Source organism: Megamonas sp. (assembly GCF_986095205.1).
Window position 1 is genome coordinate 16,022 of record NZ_CFQVBI010000065.1, and the last position, 15,189, is coordinate 31,210.

Below are 15,189 nucleotides of genomic sequence, written 5' to 3' on the forward strand. Positions count from 1 at the left end.
TTTATATAAAAATATGATATAATATAACTAATAATTATTCAAAGTGAGGCGATAAATATGAAAAAATGGAAAAAAGTTTTAGCTCTTAGTGCTATGGGTTTAATTTTAACAGGTGCAAGTTATCAATTACCTATGGATAATACAGCACAGGCAAGACCATTACCTAGAGCTGAAAGAATATCACCACAAATGCGTATTAATAATGAAATGCAAAATATAAGTGAATATTTTGGGGTAGATAAGCAAACATTAGTAACGTATTATAATAATGGTTGGGAAATGCCTGAACTTCGTAGAGGTGCCTTCTTAGCATATGCTTCACATAAATCTTTTGATGATGTTATGAATTTAAGAGAGAATAATTCTTGGGGCCGTGTAGAATATTTGATTGGGCTTACACCAAATGATTTAAAGGCAACACAAGATGATATTATATCAACACAGATAGCTAATAAATTAGATATAAATAAAAGTATTGTAACTTTTTTAGTTAAACAAAATTATGAAGTAGATGAAGTTATTCATGGTATACTTTATTCTATGTATGTAGATAAATCTCCAGCTGATATTATAGAAATGCATAATCCACCAACATCTAATTGGGAAGTGGTGGCAGATGATTTGGGTATTACTCAAGAAGAATTAGATGAAATACATCAAAAAATGGAAATATTGGATTTAGGCATGATTAAAGGCCCAAAAGGACCTGGAGCGATGAGATTTTAAAATTAAATAGCATAAATAAAAATAAGCACTAATTGATATAGTGCTTATTTTTTATGGAGTAATTTATTTTATTAGAAGAAACATGACTTACCGATAAATTCTCTTAGTATAGAATTATTTGGTACATCATCATCATTTGAAATATCTTCAAAGTAATCAAGAAAATCAATTAAGCGTTTAGATATATTATATTCTGGTAAATTAGGCGTAATTTTTTCTAATAAAGGTTTAGCGTATTTCTTTAAAATACCTAATTCATAAATTAGAGCAGAATTAAACATGACATCTGCATTTTCTTGGAATGGGAAAATATTTTTATCTTCACCTTTGCGCACATCAGGCCATTGTTTAATCGTTTTTAAAGCGTAAGCACCTCTGAATTGATTATCGCGAACAATACGACGAATAATACGAGCTGCTGTAGTAGGAATGCGGTTGTGTGCATCTATAGCCAATTGAGTTAAGGCGCTGACATAAATTTTATATTTTACATGAGAAGGAATATCTCTTGTTAATTCATCATTTAAACCATGAATACCTTCGATGATGATAGGTTGATTAGGTTCTAATTTTACAACATGATTTTTCCATTCACGGTAGCCTGTGGTGAAATTATAAACAGGTAATTCAACGCTTTCTCCTTTTAATAATGCCATCATATGTTTATTGAATAATGGCAAATCCAAGGCGTTTATAGATTCAAAATCATATTGACCTTCAGGTGTTTTAGGAGTTTTATCTCTATCTAAGAAATAATCATCTAAAGATATGGAGAGAGGATTTATACCATTGACAAGTAATTGAATGCGCAATCTTTGAGCAAATGTTGTTTTTCCAGAAGATGATGGACCAGCTATTAAAATTAAACGAAGGTCTTCTATAGATTCAACTATATGATCGGCAATTTGAGCGATTTTCTTTTCATGCAATGCTTCGGAAATACGAATTAATTCACTAATTTTATTTGAGTGAATATATTCATTCAAATTGGTCACATAATTACATTTTAAAATGTAAGACCATCTATCGGCTTCACTTAATATCATAGATAGTTTCTTTTGTTTCATCTTTGGCGGAATTACATTAGGATTGCTGATTAAAGGTGTTCTAACAATCAATCCTGGCTCATAAAAGTCTATAGCGAATTTATCTAATAATGAAGTGTTATAAAGCATTGGACCATAAAGATAATCATAATAGCCTGCGCAGTAATAAAGGCTTACATAGTCTTGCTTTAAGGATTCAAGAAGTTTTGATTTAGCGATTTGTTGAGATTCTCTAAATAAAGCAACAGCATCTTCACGAGGTAAAATACATTTTTTTATATCTTTTGCTTTAGAAACAAATTCAAACATTTTTTCTTGAATTTTGCCTACCATTTCAAGTGTTAAATCACCTTTAGGCAATAATTCACAATAAATACCATTATTTACGGAATGTTCTACTACTACCTCTTTATCAGGATAAAGCATATTTACAGCAGCCATCATGATAAATAAAATACTTCGTTGATAGGCTTGGACACCATCTTCAGTGGTCATATCAATGAATTTTACTTTGTCTTCTGGTGTAACTTGCGTTTGTACATCACGTAGGACATTATTTATTTTTACTGCTGTTATCAAATTTTTGTGATTTTTCTGTTCTTTTAAGACAGTATCTAATAATGAGTATTTTATTTGGCAATCCATAAAGAACACCTCCTAATTTTTCTTAAATATATTATAACAAAAACATTATAGAAACGATAATATTATTTTAAAAAATAAGGCAATGATTTTATACTTTTATAAACAAAAAACGCACCTCCAAAAGTTGGTTTTTATCCAACTTTCAGGGTGCAGTTGTTTTTTTGATTTTCAATTGGTCATCATAAACCAAATACATAGCACATTAAGGAATAAACTAATGCACCAACAATGGCTGTACAAGGAATTGTTAAAACCCATGCCATAAGCATTTGTTGAGCTGTTCCCCAACGAACTGCTCCAATGCGTTTTGCACTACCTATACCCATTATAGAGCCAGAAACGACATGTGTAGTACTTACTGGTAAAGAAAGTACTGTAGCAGAGAAAATTATGACAGAAGAGTTTAAATCGGCAGCAAAACCAGATATTGGCTGGAGTTTAAAAATACGACCACCTACAGTTTTGATGATTTTCCAACCACCAATAGCAGTACCACAAGCCATAGCTGTTGCAGCCAAGATTTTTACATAATAAGGAACTTCAAAAACATCGATATAACCACCACTTAAAAGAGCAAGTGTGATAATACCCATAGATTTTTGAGCATCATTTGAGCCATGAGAAAAAGCCATAGTAGCAGCTGTTATAATCTGCATGCGTTTGAATTTATTATTGAGCGACGAGGGCCTAAATTTACCAAATAATAAATAAAATATATTCATAATGATAAAGCCGACAACGATAGCAATAATAGGTGATAAAATCAAGGATAATACAATTTTACCAATGCCCCAGAAATTCAAGCCAATAGCACCTGTGGAAACGAGTACAGCACCAATGATACCACCAACTAAAGCGTGGGAGGAACTACTTGGCATTGCTATCCACCAAGTGAATAAATTCCAAACAATAGCACCAATTAAAGCAGCAACAATGATATGTTCATCAATATGTTCTGCTGATTTTACAATATCGCCACCAATTGTTTTAGCAACACCTGTACTATACATAGCACCAAAGAAATTCAAGAAAGCTGCCATTATGATAGCTGTTCTAGGTTTTAAAGCTCTTGTTGATACAGATGTAGCAATAGCATTAGCTGTATCATGAAACCCATTAATAAAATCGAATACTAAAGCTAGGATAATAACTGCTATGATAAGAAATTGTAACTCATGCATATTTCATTACCACGCCTCTCACCAAATCAGATAATTTTTCGCAATGGTCTAAAGTATCTTCCATATAAGTCAAAATATCTTTCCATTTGATAAGCTCAATTGGGTCAGTGATATGTTCAAATAAGTAAGCAACCTCTTCACGATAAATACGGTCGCCTTCGCTTTCAAGCTTGCTAATTTTATAAGTACATTCTAAAATTTCGTGTTCATGTTTTGTAACTTCATGAAGCATAGAAAACGCTTTTAAGATTTCATCTGTTGCTGATACTAACAATTCAGATAAAGCGATAGCTGCTTTGCTTGTATCTACTAAATGATACATAACAGCTCTTTGGAGTGTTCCTTGGAGAAAGTCAACCCCATCATCAAGACCATTAGCTAATGCATAAATGTCTTCACGGTCAATAGGAGTGATGAATGTTTTGTTTAGTTTATCAATGATTTTGTCGTTAACAGCATCAGCTTCATGTTCGATATTAATGATATCTGATATTTTAGCTTCTGCTTTATTGTTGCCAGACATAACATCATTGATTAATTTTGCACTACTGTTAAAGTATTTTGCACTAGCTAAAAATAAATCATAAAATTCCGTATCCTTTTTTGTAAAAAAGCTGAACATGCCCATTTGTTACTGTAAATCTCTAAACTAAAATCAAGCTAGAGAATATTCCTTGTTCATAGTATCCACTAAAATTATTAATGTTTGATGCAATACTCCCAAGGCTTAACATCCCGGCGATTTCCGGTACAATATTACTAAATAGTAATACCAGTAACTCTTATCCTTTCCTTGTTATTCATCAAATATATACTTCACTTATATTTAAAGTGAATGCGATTATTATTATGGAGATACATATATTTTAATTTTAAAGTAAAGAAAATGTAAAATATGGATAAATATAATTTTACTTTTTCTTTACATCTGAAATTAAATCATACGTTTTCCATAAATCTGTAAATAATTATACCATATTAGAAAAAAATAGGCGATAAATTTACTAGTAAAATGTAAAATTTATCGCCTATTTGTAAAATTTTTATGAAATATTCATTAAGATATTAGATATTTAAAAATGTATTTACAGCTTTAATCATATCTTCTTTTGCACATAAATTATTATGCAAAATAGGTAAAGATTGTAATTGAGCTAAGCCTTGAGGAATTTTATCTTTATTCAATGTGGATAATTTATCTAATAAAGCAAATTCATCTTTATTGGAGATATCTTCACCAAGAGCAGATAAAACGCTATCACTAAATTTATATGGGCTAGCAGTGGATAATATAATCATAGGTGTTTTATCTTGTGTAGATTTTTGATAATCTTGAGCTACTTGCCATGCAACAGCAGTATGTGTGTCTGCTACATAATTATCTTGTTGATAAATATCATGAATACATTTTTTAGTAGCGCTATCATCTAAATATCCAGCAGAGAAAGTTTCTTGAATAGCTTTTAATGTTGCTTCATCAACTTGATAGCAACCTGTTGATTGAAGTTTTTCCATATAGGATTTTACTTTAGTTGCATCATTTGTAATATGATAAAGCAAACGTTCTAAATTACTGGAAATTAGAATATCCATTGATGGAGATATAGTTTTGAAAAATTCACGATTGCGGTCATAAGTGCCAGTTTTCAAGAAATCTGTCAATACATTATTAGAGTTAGAAGCACAAATTAAACGATTGACAGGAAGACCCATGCATTTTGCGTAAAAACCAGCTAAAATATCGCCAAAATTACCAGTTGGTACAGTAAAGTTGACTTTATCGCCCATAGTGATTTTTTTATCATTAACTAAATCAGCATATGCACTGAAGTAATAAACTATCTGTGGCAATAAACGGCCCCAATTTATGGAGTTTGCAGAAGAGAGTTTAAAACCTTTTTCATTTAGATATTCATTGTATTTACTATCACTAAAGATTTGTTTAACACCGCTTTGAGCGTCGTCAAAATTACCTTTAACAGCAAATACAGATACATTATCACCTTGTTGTGTGAGCATTTGTAAACGCTGAATTTTACTTACGCCTTCTTGTGGATAAAAGACAAGAATTTTTGTTTGGTCAACGTTTTTAAAGCCATCTAAGGCTGCTTTACCTGTATCACCAGAAGTAGCTACTAAAATAACTAATTCATCTTTATCACCTAATTTTTTTAATGAAGTAGAGATGAATTGTGGCAATAATTGTAATGCCATATCTTTAAAAGCACTTGTTGGACCATGCCAAAGTTCTAAAAGATAATTATTTTTTTCGACTTCTACTGTAGGGACAATTTTATCAGTGTCAAATTTTTCTGTAGTATAAGCGTTATCAACACATTGATTGATTTCTTCAGCAGTAAAATCTGTTAAATATAAAGAAAGAATTTTTTTTGCACGTTCTTGATATGATAAATCAAGAAGTGAAGTTAAAAATTTTTCATCAATAATAGGTATATTTTCAGGAACAAACAATCCACCATCTTCTGCTAATCCTTTTATGATGGCACGTGCAGAAGTAACAGCACAATTATGACCACGTGTACTTATATAATTCATAGAATGCCCCCTTAGTTTATAAATATCTATTTATATTCGATTTAATGATTAGTCTTTAAAGAATTCATCATGAATAGCATTTACAGCTTCTTTGATTTTATCAGCTTTAATTAAGCAAGAGATACTGATTTCAGATGTACTGATTACATCAATATTGATATTAGCATCAGATAAAGCTTTGAACATTCTAGCAGCAATACCAGGGTTACCGAGCATACCTGCACCAACGATAGAAACTTTAGCTACGTCTTGTTCGATTAATACTGCAACAGCATTTAATTCATCAGCAACTTTATCTACAATTTGTTTTGCTTGACCGAGGTCATCAGCAGTAACAGTAAATACCATATCAGTAACATTTTTTTCCATATTGCGAATGCTTTGTACAATCATATCAACATCAACATTATTTTCAGCAAGTTTGGAGAAAATTGCATGTGCAATACCTGGAGTATTTGGAATACCTAATACAGCGAATTTAGCTACATTAGTATCATGAGCTACCCCTCTAATAATAAACTCTTTCTCTTCCATTGTATATTCCTCCCTAATAATTGTGCCTGGTTTGTTAGTGAATGTAGATCTTACATGAATTGGAATATTGTATAAACGACCAGTTTCTACGGAACGTGGTTGCATAACACCAGCACCTAAACGAGCCATTTCTAACATTTCATAATATGTGATTTCTTTCATTCTACGAGCGCCTTTAGCAATACGTGGGTCAGCAGAATATACGCCATCAACATCAGTGTAAATTTCACAAACATCAGCTTTCATAGCACCAGCTAGAGCAACTGCAGAAGTATCAGAACCACCACGACCTAAAGTAACAGGATCGCCTAAATCATCACAACCCTGGAAGCCAGCTACAATAACAATATTGCCTTTATCTAATTCTTCAAAAATACGTTTAGGTTGGATATCTTTGATTTTACCTTTTGTGTGAACAGAATTAGTTTTTACACCAGCTAATGCTCCAGTAAGAGAAATAGCTTTTTGTCCTAAAGCTTTAAATGCCATAGTCAATAAAGAAATTGAAACTTGTTCACCAGTAGTAAGTAACATATCCATTTCACGAGTATATTGATATGGATCTTTAGTAATCCCTTTTGCCAATTGAATTAAGTCATCTGTTGTATCCCCCATAGCGGAAACAACTACTACAATTTTATCATCTGGCTGTTTTTCATCTAAAATACGTTTTGCAACAGCTTTGATTTTATCAATATTTCCAACAGAGCTGCCACCAAATTTTTTTACAATTAGTGCCATTGTTACCCTCCTAAAGTATTTATGTATTTACATAGTGTATAAATTAAGTTTGCCTTTTACATTTATTATACAATGCAAACCATATATAATGCTTTTATTATAGCAGTTTATGTTTATTGTGTCTATCATAATTATAATTATAATCTATATAATTATTTGATTTTATAAAAATACTTCTATTTAGTTTTGTTAAATGAAAATTTCTTATTTATTATAATAGGAAATAAGAAGAAAATTTTTGGTGAAAATAGCGTAAATAAGTAATTTGTCAAATTAAAAAAGATACAATAAGAATATAAAAAAATTTTATTTCTTTATATTTAGCAATTTTTATCTAGAAGTTTTCAAGGTTACATTTTTGCAAAATTTAAAATTATCTTATAGTGAAAATTTCTATCCTTTTTATAAAAAATATGTAAAATTTTTATAAGCTATATACATTGAAGTTTTAAGTTTATTCTGTTATAGTAATTATTGTACTAATTAAATAAAACTACTCAGGAGGTTGATGATTTAAATGAAAGTAGCTGTAGTAATGGGCAGTGATTCTGATTTTCCCATTTTAAAACCGGCTGTTGATTTATTACATCAGTTTAATGTAGAAACAGAAGTAATCGTAGCTTCTGCACACCGTACCCCTGGCAAAGTCCGTGGCCTAGTTTCTTCTGCGGAAGAAAGAGGTGTTGGCGCATTCATCTCTGCCGCTGGTGCTGCTGCACATTTAGGTGGAGTTATCGCATCTTATACTACTTTACCTGTTATTGGAGTACCAATTAATGCAACTCCATTAAATGGTATGGATGCTTTATTAAGTACTGTACAAATGCCATCTGGAATTCCAGTTGCAACTATGGCAATTAATGGTGCTAAAAATGCTGCTATTTTTGCTATAGAAATCTTTGCTGTAAGCGATATGAATTTAAGAAAACAACTTAAAGAATATCGTGAAAAAATGGTTGAAGAAGTTGAAGCTAAAGCTGCAAAAGTTGCACAACAACTTCAAGCATAATTAACGAAAAAATTCATCTAAAATTAATATAAAATCGTATAACTTATTTTTATTTAGATTTTAGTTAATGACTTGGGAGGTCAATTAATAATGGAAAACAAATTATTATATGAAGGCAAAGCAAAAAAAATCTTTTCAACAGAAAATCCTGATGAATTATTAGTTTATTACAAAGATGATGCAACTGCTGGTAATGGTGCTAAAAAGGGTACTATTGCAGATAAAGGCATTTTAAATAATAAAATTACTAATTTCTTCTTTGGTTTATTAGAAAAAGAAGGTATTAAACATCACCTCATTAAAGTTCTCAATGACCGTGAAGTTCTTGTAAAAAAATTAGATATCGTTCCTCTTGAAGTTATTATCCGTAATGTAGCTGCTGGTAGTTTAGCAAAACGTCTTGGTCTTGAAGAAGGCGTAAAAATGTCTAAACCTGTAATTGAATATTGCTATAAATGTGATGATTTAGGTGACCCTATGGTTAACCGTTATCATATCACAGCTATGGGTTGGGCAACAGCTGAAGAACTTGATCAGATTGAAGCTATGTCTCTTAAAATCAATGATGTTATGACAAAATATCTTGCTACAAAAAATATTGACCTCATTGACTTTAAATTAGAATTTGGTAAATATCATGGTGAAATTCTTTTAGGCGACGAATTATCTCCAGATAACTGCCGTTTCTGGGATAGTCAGACACATGAAAAACTTGATAAAGATAGATTCCGTCGTGATTTAGGTAATGTTGAAGATGCTTATAAAGAAGTTCTTCATCGTTTAACAGGCGAAACTTTATAATTAAATAAAATACTAAGCATAAATTATAAAATATTTATGCTTAGTATTCTTCATTTATATTGTATGTATTGAGTAGGTTTATGATTAAAATATATGTATAGGAGAATGTAACTAATGGTTGACATTACGTCAAATAAGTGGAAAGAAGAATGTGGCGTCTTTGGTGTATTTTCTCGTACTGAAGATGTTTCTATGTTAACATATCTTGGGTTGTATGCACTTCAACATCGTGGTCAAGAAAGTGCTGGTATTGCTGTTACTGATGGCGCTTGGATGGACGTTACTCGTGATATGGGGCTTGTAAATGAAGTATTTCGTCATCAATTACCTCATATGGAAAATCAATATATTGCTATTGGTCATGTACGTTATTCAACAACTGGTTCTAGCTTATTATCAAATACACAACCTTTAATTGCTAATTATTCCGGCGAAAAAATTAGTTTAGCCCATAATGGTAATTTAACAAATGCAGCTGAACTTCGTCGTTACTTAGAAGAACAAGGTACAATTTTTCAAACTTCTATAGATACAGAAGTAATCGTTAATCTTATCGCACGTTCTCGCAAATCAAATATTGAAGAAAAAATCATGGAGAGTGTACAGCAAGTAAAAGGTGCTTTTTGTTTAGCTATTATGACAGAAAATAAATTAATTGCTGTGCGTGATCCACAAGGCTTCAGACCTCTTTGCATTGGTAAAACAGAAGAAGGTTCATGGATCGTTTCTTCTGAATCTTGTGGTCTTGATGTTGTAGGTGCAGAATTTATTAGAGATGTTGAACCAGGCGAAATGGTTGTCATGAGTGATGATGGTTTAAAATCTTATAAATACACAACTCCGCAGAAAAAAGCTGCATGTGTTTTTGAATATATATATTTTGCTCGTCCAGATAGTGTAATCGATGGACAAAGTGTTCATGCCGCTCGTTTTATGATGGGCCGTATGCTTGCTCGTGAAAGCAAATTCAAAGGTGATATTGTTATATCTGTACCTGACTCTGGTAATACAGCTGCTACAGGTTTTGCTTATGAATCAGGTATTCCATTTTGCGAAGGTTTAATCAAAAATCGTTATATTGGACGTACATTTATTCAACCAACACAGAAAAAACGTGATACAGCTGTTCGCTTGAAATTGAATGCAATATCTGAAGCTGTTCGTGGTAAATCTGTTATTATGGTAGATGATTCTATTGTTCGTGGTACTACTAGTGGTAAAATCGTAAAAATGCTTCGCAAAGCAGGTGCAAAAGAAGTTCATATGTGCATTAGTTCTCCACCCATTGGCTATCCTTGCTACTATGGTATTGATACTTCTGTACGTAAAGAATTAATCGCTGCAACTAAATCAGTTGAAGAAATTCGTCAATTTATAGGTGCAGATTCTTTACATTTCCTTTCCTTGGAAGGTCTTAAAGCTTCTATGACAACAGCTAATCCTGAAGATATGTGTTATGCTTGCTTTAACAATGCTTATCCAATTGAAATGTCAAAAGAAACAGTAACTGGTGCTGATAAATACGTATTTGAACAAAGAGCAAAATAATTTGCACTTTTTGGAGGTTAACATGACTGATAATAAACAGACAAATCTTACGTATCGTGATTCTGGTGTTGATATTGATGCTGGAAATTATTCTGTAAAACTTATAAAAGATAGCGTAAAAGCAACATATCGTCCAGAAGTTTTAGGTGATTTAGGCGGTTTTGGTGGTCTTTTTGCTTTAAATAGTGGAAAATATAAAGAACCTGTATTAGTATCTGGTACTGATGGTGTTGGTACAAAATTACGTCTTGCATTTATGCTTGATAAACATGATACTATTGGTCAAGATGCTGTAGCTATGTGCGTAAATGATATCTTAGTGCAAGGTGCAGAACCACTTTATTTCTTAGATTATCTTGCTGTAGGAAAATTAGATCCAGAAAAAGTAGCTACTGTAGTAAAAGGTGTAGCTGGTGCTTGTAAAGAATCTGGCTGTGCTTTAATCGGTGGTGAAACTGCTGAAATGGCTGGTTTTTATGCTGATGGCGAATATGATATTGCTGGTTTTGCTGTTGGTGTAGTGGATAAAGCTAATATCATCACTGGTGAAAAAATCAAAACTGGCGATGTTTTATTAGGTATTCCTTCTAGTGGTGTACATTCTAATGGTTATTCTTTAGTTCGTAAAATCTGCTTTGATGTAAAAGGTTTTACAGGTAAAGAAAAATTCCCAGAATTAAATGGTAAAACATTAGGCGAAGAACTTTTAACACCTACACGTCTTTATCCATCTGTTTGCTTACCATTAATTGAAAAATATGATATTCATGGTATGGTACATGTAACTGGTGGCGGTTTCTATGAAAATATTTCCCGTATTTTACCAGAAGGTACTGGCGTTGAAGTAGATGCTAGCACATGGGAAATGCCAGCAATCTTCAAACTCTTACAAGCTTGGGGTAATGTAGATTGGCATGAAATGTACCGTGTATTCAATATGGGTATCGGTATGATTTTACTTGTATCTGAAGAAGAAGCAGCTAAAATTCAAGAAGACCTCAAAGCAAAAGGCGAAAAATCCTATATTATTGGTAAAGTTGTTGAAGGCAACCAAACTGTAGAAGTAAAAGGCGGAGTTTTCAATGAATAACCAAATAATTTTAGGTGTATTGGCTTCTGGTCGTGGTAGTGATTTACAATCTATCATTGATGCGATTGAAAATGGTCAGATTAAAACTAAAATAGGTGTTGTTCTCACTGATAAGCCGGAAGCAATGGCATTAGAACGTGCTAGAAAAGCAGGTATTCCTGCTGTTTGCGTTGACCGAAAAAAATGTTCTACAAAAGAAGAATTTGAACAAAAACTTGTAGAACAATTAAAAAAATACAATGTAGGTTTAGTTGTCTTGGCTGGATTTATGCGTATTTTAAGCCCTTATTTTGTCAATGAATTTAAAAATTGTATTTTAAATATACACCCATCATTATTACCTTCTTTTGGTGGAGCTCATGCTCATCGTGATGTTTTAGCATATGGCGTGAAAGTATCTGGTTGCACTGTGCATTTTGTAGATGAAGGTATGGACAGTGGTCCTATTATCATGCAAAAAGCAGTGCCTGTTTTAGATGATGATACAGAAGAAACTTTATCTGCTAGAGTGCTTGAACAAGAACATATAATATATCCAAAAGTTATTGAATTGTATTTGGCAGGAAAAATACATGTCAATGGTCGTCATGTGACGATTGATGATTGATTTTATATAATCACATTAAGAGGAGGCTTTTATTATGCCTATTAAAAGAGCGTTATTAAGTGTTTCTGACAAAACTGGTATTGTAGAATTTGCACGTAAACTTCATGAAGCTGGTGTAGAAATCATTTCTACTGGTGGAACAATGAAAGCAATTGACGATGCTGGTATACCTGTTACTTATGTTAGTGATGTAACTAAATTCCCTGAAATTATGGATGGTCGTGTAAAAACTTTAAATCCATATATTCATGGTGGTATTTTAGCTGTTCGTGATAATCAAAGTCATGTAGCACAAATGCAAAAATTTAATATTCAACCTATTGATTTAGTTGTTGTAAATTTATATCCATTCCGTGAAACTATAGAAAAACCAAATGTAACTCTTGCTGAAGCAGTAGAAAATATCGATATCGGTGGTCCTGCAATGATTCGTGCTGCTGCAAAAAATTTCAAATTTGTTACAGTTGTAGTAAATCCTAAACATTATGATGAAGTTGCTGAAATGATAGCTAAAGATGGTTGCACTACAGGAAAATTCCGTATGCAATTAGCTCAAGAAGCTTTCTGTCATACATCTCATTATGATGATTGCATTCAAGAATATCTTACAGCTCAGTTAAGCAAATAATATATTTTAGCGCACTTATTGATATGCTAACAATTGGCACTATTTAAGTGCGTTTTCTTTTAATAAGTTTAATAAGGGGGTTATATTTTGGATATTTTAGTTATTGGTAGTGGTGGACGTGAACATACACTTACATGGAAATTAGCTCAAAGTAAACTTGTGGATAAAATTTATGCTGTGCCAGGAAATCCAGGCATGGAAAAAATAGCACAATGTATACCAGGTTCAGTAGAGGATAATGAATTTTTAGTAAAAGTAGCTCAAGAGAAAAAGGTCGATTTAGTGGTGGTAGGACCAGAAGTCCCATTGACAAATGGAATTGTTGATGATATGGCTAAAGTGGGAATTGCTTCTTTTGGACCACAAAAAGCTGCTGCTCAATTAGAAGGTTCTAAATCTTTTTCTAAAAATATTATGAAAAAATATGGCATTCCTACTGCAAAATATGAAGTTTTCACAGATGCAGTGGAAGCTAAAAATTATATAGAAAAAGAGGGTGCACCAATAGTAATTAAAGCAGATGGGCTTGCTGCTGGTAAAGGTGTTATTGTTGCAGAAACAAAAGAGCAAGCTTTAGAAGCAATTGATGAAATTATGTGCGATAAGACTTTTGGTAGTGCTGGTAATAGCGTAGTTATCGAAGAATTTATGGCTGGCGAAGAAGCTTCTGTATTAGCTTTCACTGATGGTGAAACTATTATCCCTATGATACCATCTCAAGATCATAAAAGAGCGTATGATGGCGATAAGGGGCCAAATACAGGTGGTATGGGAACATATGCACCAGCACCAGTTATTACAGAAGATTTAATGAAACAAGTACAAACAAAGATTTTAGAGCCAACTATAAAAGCTATGAAACAAGAAGGCTATGAGTATAAAGGTTGTTTGTATGCTGGTTTAATGATAACAACAGAAGGTCCAAAAGTTGTAGAATTTAATGCTCGTTTTGGTGACCCAGAAACACAAGTTGTATTGCCATTGTTAGAAAGTGATTTAGCTGAAATCATGTTAGCTTGTGCTAATGGTACACTTGCAGATTGTGATATAAAATGGAGTAAAAAAGCTGCTGTTTGTGTAGTTATGAGTGCCGGTGGATATCCTGCTAAATATGAAAAAGGCAATGAAATTCTAGGTTTAGATAAGGCAGAAAAAGAAAATGTTTTAGTTTTCCATGCTGGTACAGCTAAAAAAGATGGAAAAATTGTCACAAATGGTGGACGTGTATTAGGTGTAGTAGCTTTAGGTGATGATATAAAAACTGCTGTAGATAAAGTTTATACAGATATAAAACTTATTGATTTTAAAGATGTATATTATAGAAAAGATATCGCACATAGAGCTTTCAACCGTAAATAATTAAAATAGTATATATAAAAAAATAAAGGAATAATAGGTTGATATTATTCCTTTATTTTTAATTAATTATTGATTTATTTTTATTGAGATTAGATTATTTTTTTACTACTTATATGATTTTATTGATGAGAACATAGATACATTTGACAATGAATAGCATTACAAAAAAATAATTAAATAGTAAAATATCTGTAAAGCTATTAGTTTAATAATGATAACTTTAAATATTTTGTTAATTAGAAAAATAACATATAGTACTAATAAATAGCCAATTATTATCTATTGTATATTGTGTTCAATGCATTTGTACACTTATGATAAGTCTATATGTTAATATATAGGTGGTGGCAATGGTTATGAAGAAGACCGTTGGAGAAAAAATTAGATCTTTTCGTCAACAAAAAAAATTAACTCAAGAGCAATTAGCTTTAGGAGCTGAAATTAATCCAGTCTTCTTGGGTCATTTGGAACGTAATTTAAAGAGTCCAACAATTACAACATTAGAGAAAATAACAAGAGCTCTAGGGATTACTATGTCTGAATTGTTCTTAGATGTGCCTAACAATGATAGTGAAATCGAAGTTAGACAAGCAAGCATTCAGCATATTAACTATCTCTTAAAAGATTTGTCCAACGAAGAATTGGATAAAATCACAGGCATTTTAAAAGAAATAATTGACTGGAAAAAAATGTAATGACATTTTTAAGTACCTATAAT

The 15,189-nt window shown here is 31.9% G+C and carries 14 protein-coding genes; 9 read left to right on the forward strand and 5 right to left on the reverse strand.

What is annotated here, in order from left to right; all coding sequences use genetic code 11:
- The first annotated feature begins 57 nt into the window (after window positions 1-57).
- Window positions 58-726 (forward strand): hypothetical protein, encoded by a 669-nt coding sequence (locus AC5LAX_RS08940; RefSeq protein WP_288909632.1) that lies wholly within the window; start codon window positions 58-60, stop codon window positions 724-726.
- Between the two features lie 71 nt (window positions 727-797).
- Here AC5LAX_RS08940 and AC5LAX_RS08945 read toward each other — a convergent pair whose 3' ends face one another.
- From AC5LAX_RS08945 to AC5LAX_RS08965, 5 genes are all read right to left on the reverse strand, one after another.
- Complete coding sequence (locus tag AC5LAX_RS08945; protein WP_288909631.1) at window positions 798-2,417, reverse strand: nucleoside kinase; 1,620 nt, start codon at window positions 2,415-2,417, stop codon at window positions 798-800.
- A 179-nt stretch (window positions 2,418-2,596) separates the two neighbouring features.
- Window positions 2,597-3,598, reverse strand: a complete 1,002-nt coding sequence (locus AC5LAX_RS08950; protein ID WP_018999686.1) for an inorganic phosphate transporter — start codon at window positions 3,596-3,598, stop codon at window positions 2,597-2,599.
- Entirely contained in the window at window positions 3,591-4,220 is a 630-nt protein-coding gene (locus tag AC5LAX_RS08955; RefSeq protein WP_026296977.1) for a DUF47 domain-containing protein, read from the reverse strand. Before AC5LAX_RS08955 ends, AC5LAX_RS08950 begins: the two co-directional genes overlap by 8 nt.
- 443 nt (window positions 4,221-4,663) lie before the next feature.
- The gene (gene thrC / locus AC5LAX_RS08960; RefSeq protein ID WP_288909630.1) at window positions 4,664-6,154 is read right to left on the reverse strand and encodes a threonine synthase; all 1,491 of its coding nucleotides are present in this window, start codon (window positions 6,152-6,154) and stop codon (window positions 4,664-4,666) included.
- 48 nt (window positions 6,155-6,202) lie between these two features.
- The gene (locus AC5LAX_RS08965; RefSeq protein ID WP_008537816.1) at window positions 6,203-7,429 is read right to left on the reverse strand and encodes an aspartate kinase; all 1,227 of its coding nucleotides are present in this window, start codon (window positions 7,427-7,429) and stop codon (window positions 6,203-6,205) included.
- A gap of 517 nt (window positions 7,430-7,946) precedes the next feature.
- Here AC5LAX_RS08965 and purE point away from each other — a divergent pair.
- The 8 genes from purE to AC5LAX_RS09005 all read left to right on the forward strand — a co-directional run bounded on the left by purE (window position 7,947) and on the right by AC5LAX_RS09005 (window position 15,166).
- A complete protein-coding gene (gene purE, locus AC5LAX_RS08970; RefSeq protein WP_008537818.1) occupies window positions 7,947-8,438 on the forward strand; it encodes a 5-(carboxyamino)imidazole ribonucleotide mutase in 492 nt (163 codons plus the stop codon).
- Window positions 8,439-8,528: 90 nt separating this feature from the next.
- Window positions 8,529-9,239 (forward strand): phosphoribosylaminoimidazolesuccinocarboxamide synthase, encoded by a 711-nt coding sequence (gene purC / locus AC5LAX_RS08975; protein ID WP_115151707.1) that lies wholly within the window; start codon window positions 8,529-8,531, stop codon window positions 9,237-9,239.
- A 114-nt stretch (window positions 9,240-9,353) separates the two neighbouring features.
- The gene (purF, locus tag AC5LAX_RS08980) at window positions 9,354-10,787 is read left to right on the forward strand and encodes an amidophosphoribosyltransferase (protein ID WP_288909629.1); all 1,434 of its coding nucleotides are present in this window, start codon (window positions 9,354-9,356) and stop codon (window positions 10,785-10,787) included.
- Window positions 10,788-10,809: 22 nt separating this feature from the next.
- On the forward strand, window positions 10,810-11,877 hold the full coding sequence (gene purM / locus AC5LAX_RS08985) for a phosphoribosylformylglycinamidine cyclo-ligase (protein ID WP_288909628.1): 1,068 nt from the start codon (window positions 10,810-10,812) through the stop codon (window positions 11,875-11,877).
- Window positions 11,870-12,484 (forward strand): phosphoribosylglycinamide formyltransferase, encoded by a 615-nt coding sequence (gene purN / locus AC5LAX_RS08990; RefSeq protein ID WP_008537822.1) that lies wholly within the window; start codon window positions 11,870-11,872, stop codon window positions 12,482-12,484. Before purM ends, purN begins: the two co-directional genes overlap by 8 nt.
- Window positions 12,485-12,518: 34 nt before the next feature.
- On the forward strand, window positions 12,519-13,112 hold the full coding sequence (locus AC5LAX_RS08995) for an IMP cyclohydrolase (RefSeq protein ID WP_008537823.1): 594 nt from the start codon (window positions 12,519-12,521) through the stop codon (window positions 13,110-13,112).
- An 87-nt stretch (window positions 13,113-13,199) separates the two neighbouring features.
- The gene (gene purD, locus AC5LAX_RS09000) at window positions 13,200-14,471 is read left to right on the forward strand and encodes a phosphoribosylamine--glycine ligase (RefSeq protein WP_167624418.1); all 1,272 of its coding nucleotides are present in this window, start codon (window positions 13,200-13,202) and stop codon (window positions 14,469-14,471) included.
- Window positions 14,472-14,827: 356 nt separating this feature from the next.
- Window positions 14,828-15,166 (forward strand): helix-turn-helix domain-containing protein, encoded by a 339-nt coding sequence (locus AC5LAX_RS09005; RefSeq protein ID WP_115152401.1) that lies wholly within the window; start codon window positions 14,828-14,830, stop codon window positions 15,164-15,166.
- Window positions 15,167-15,189 lie beyond the last annotated feature (23 nt).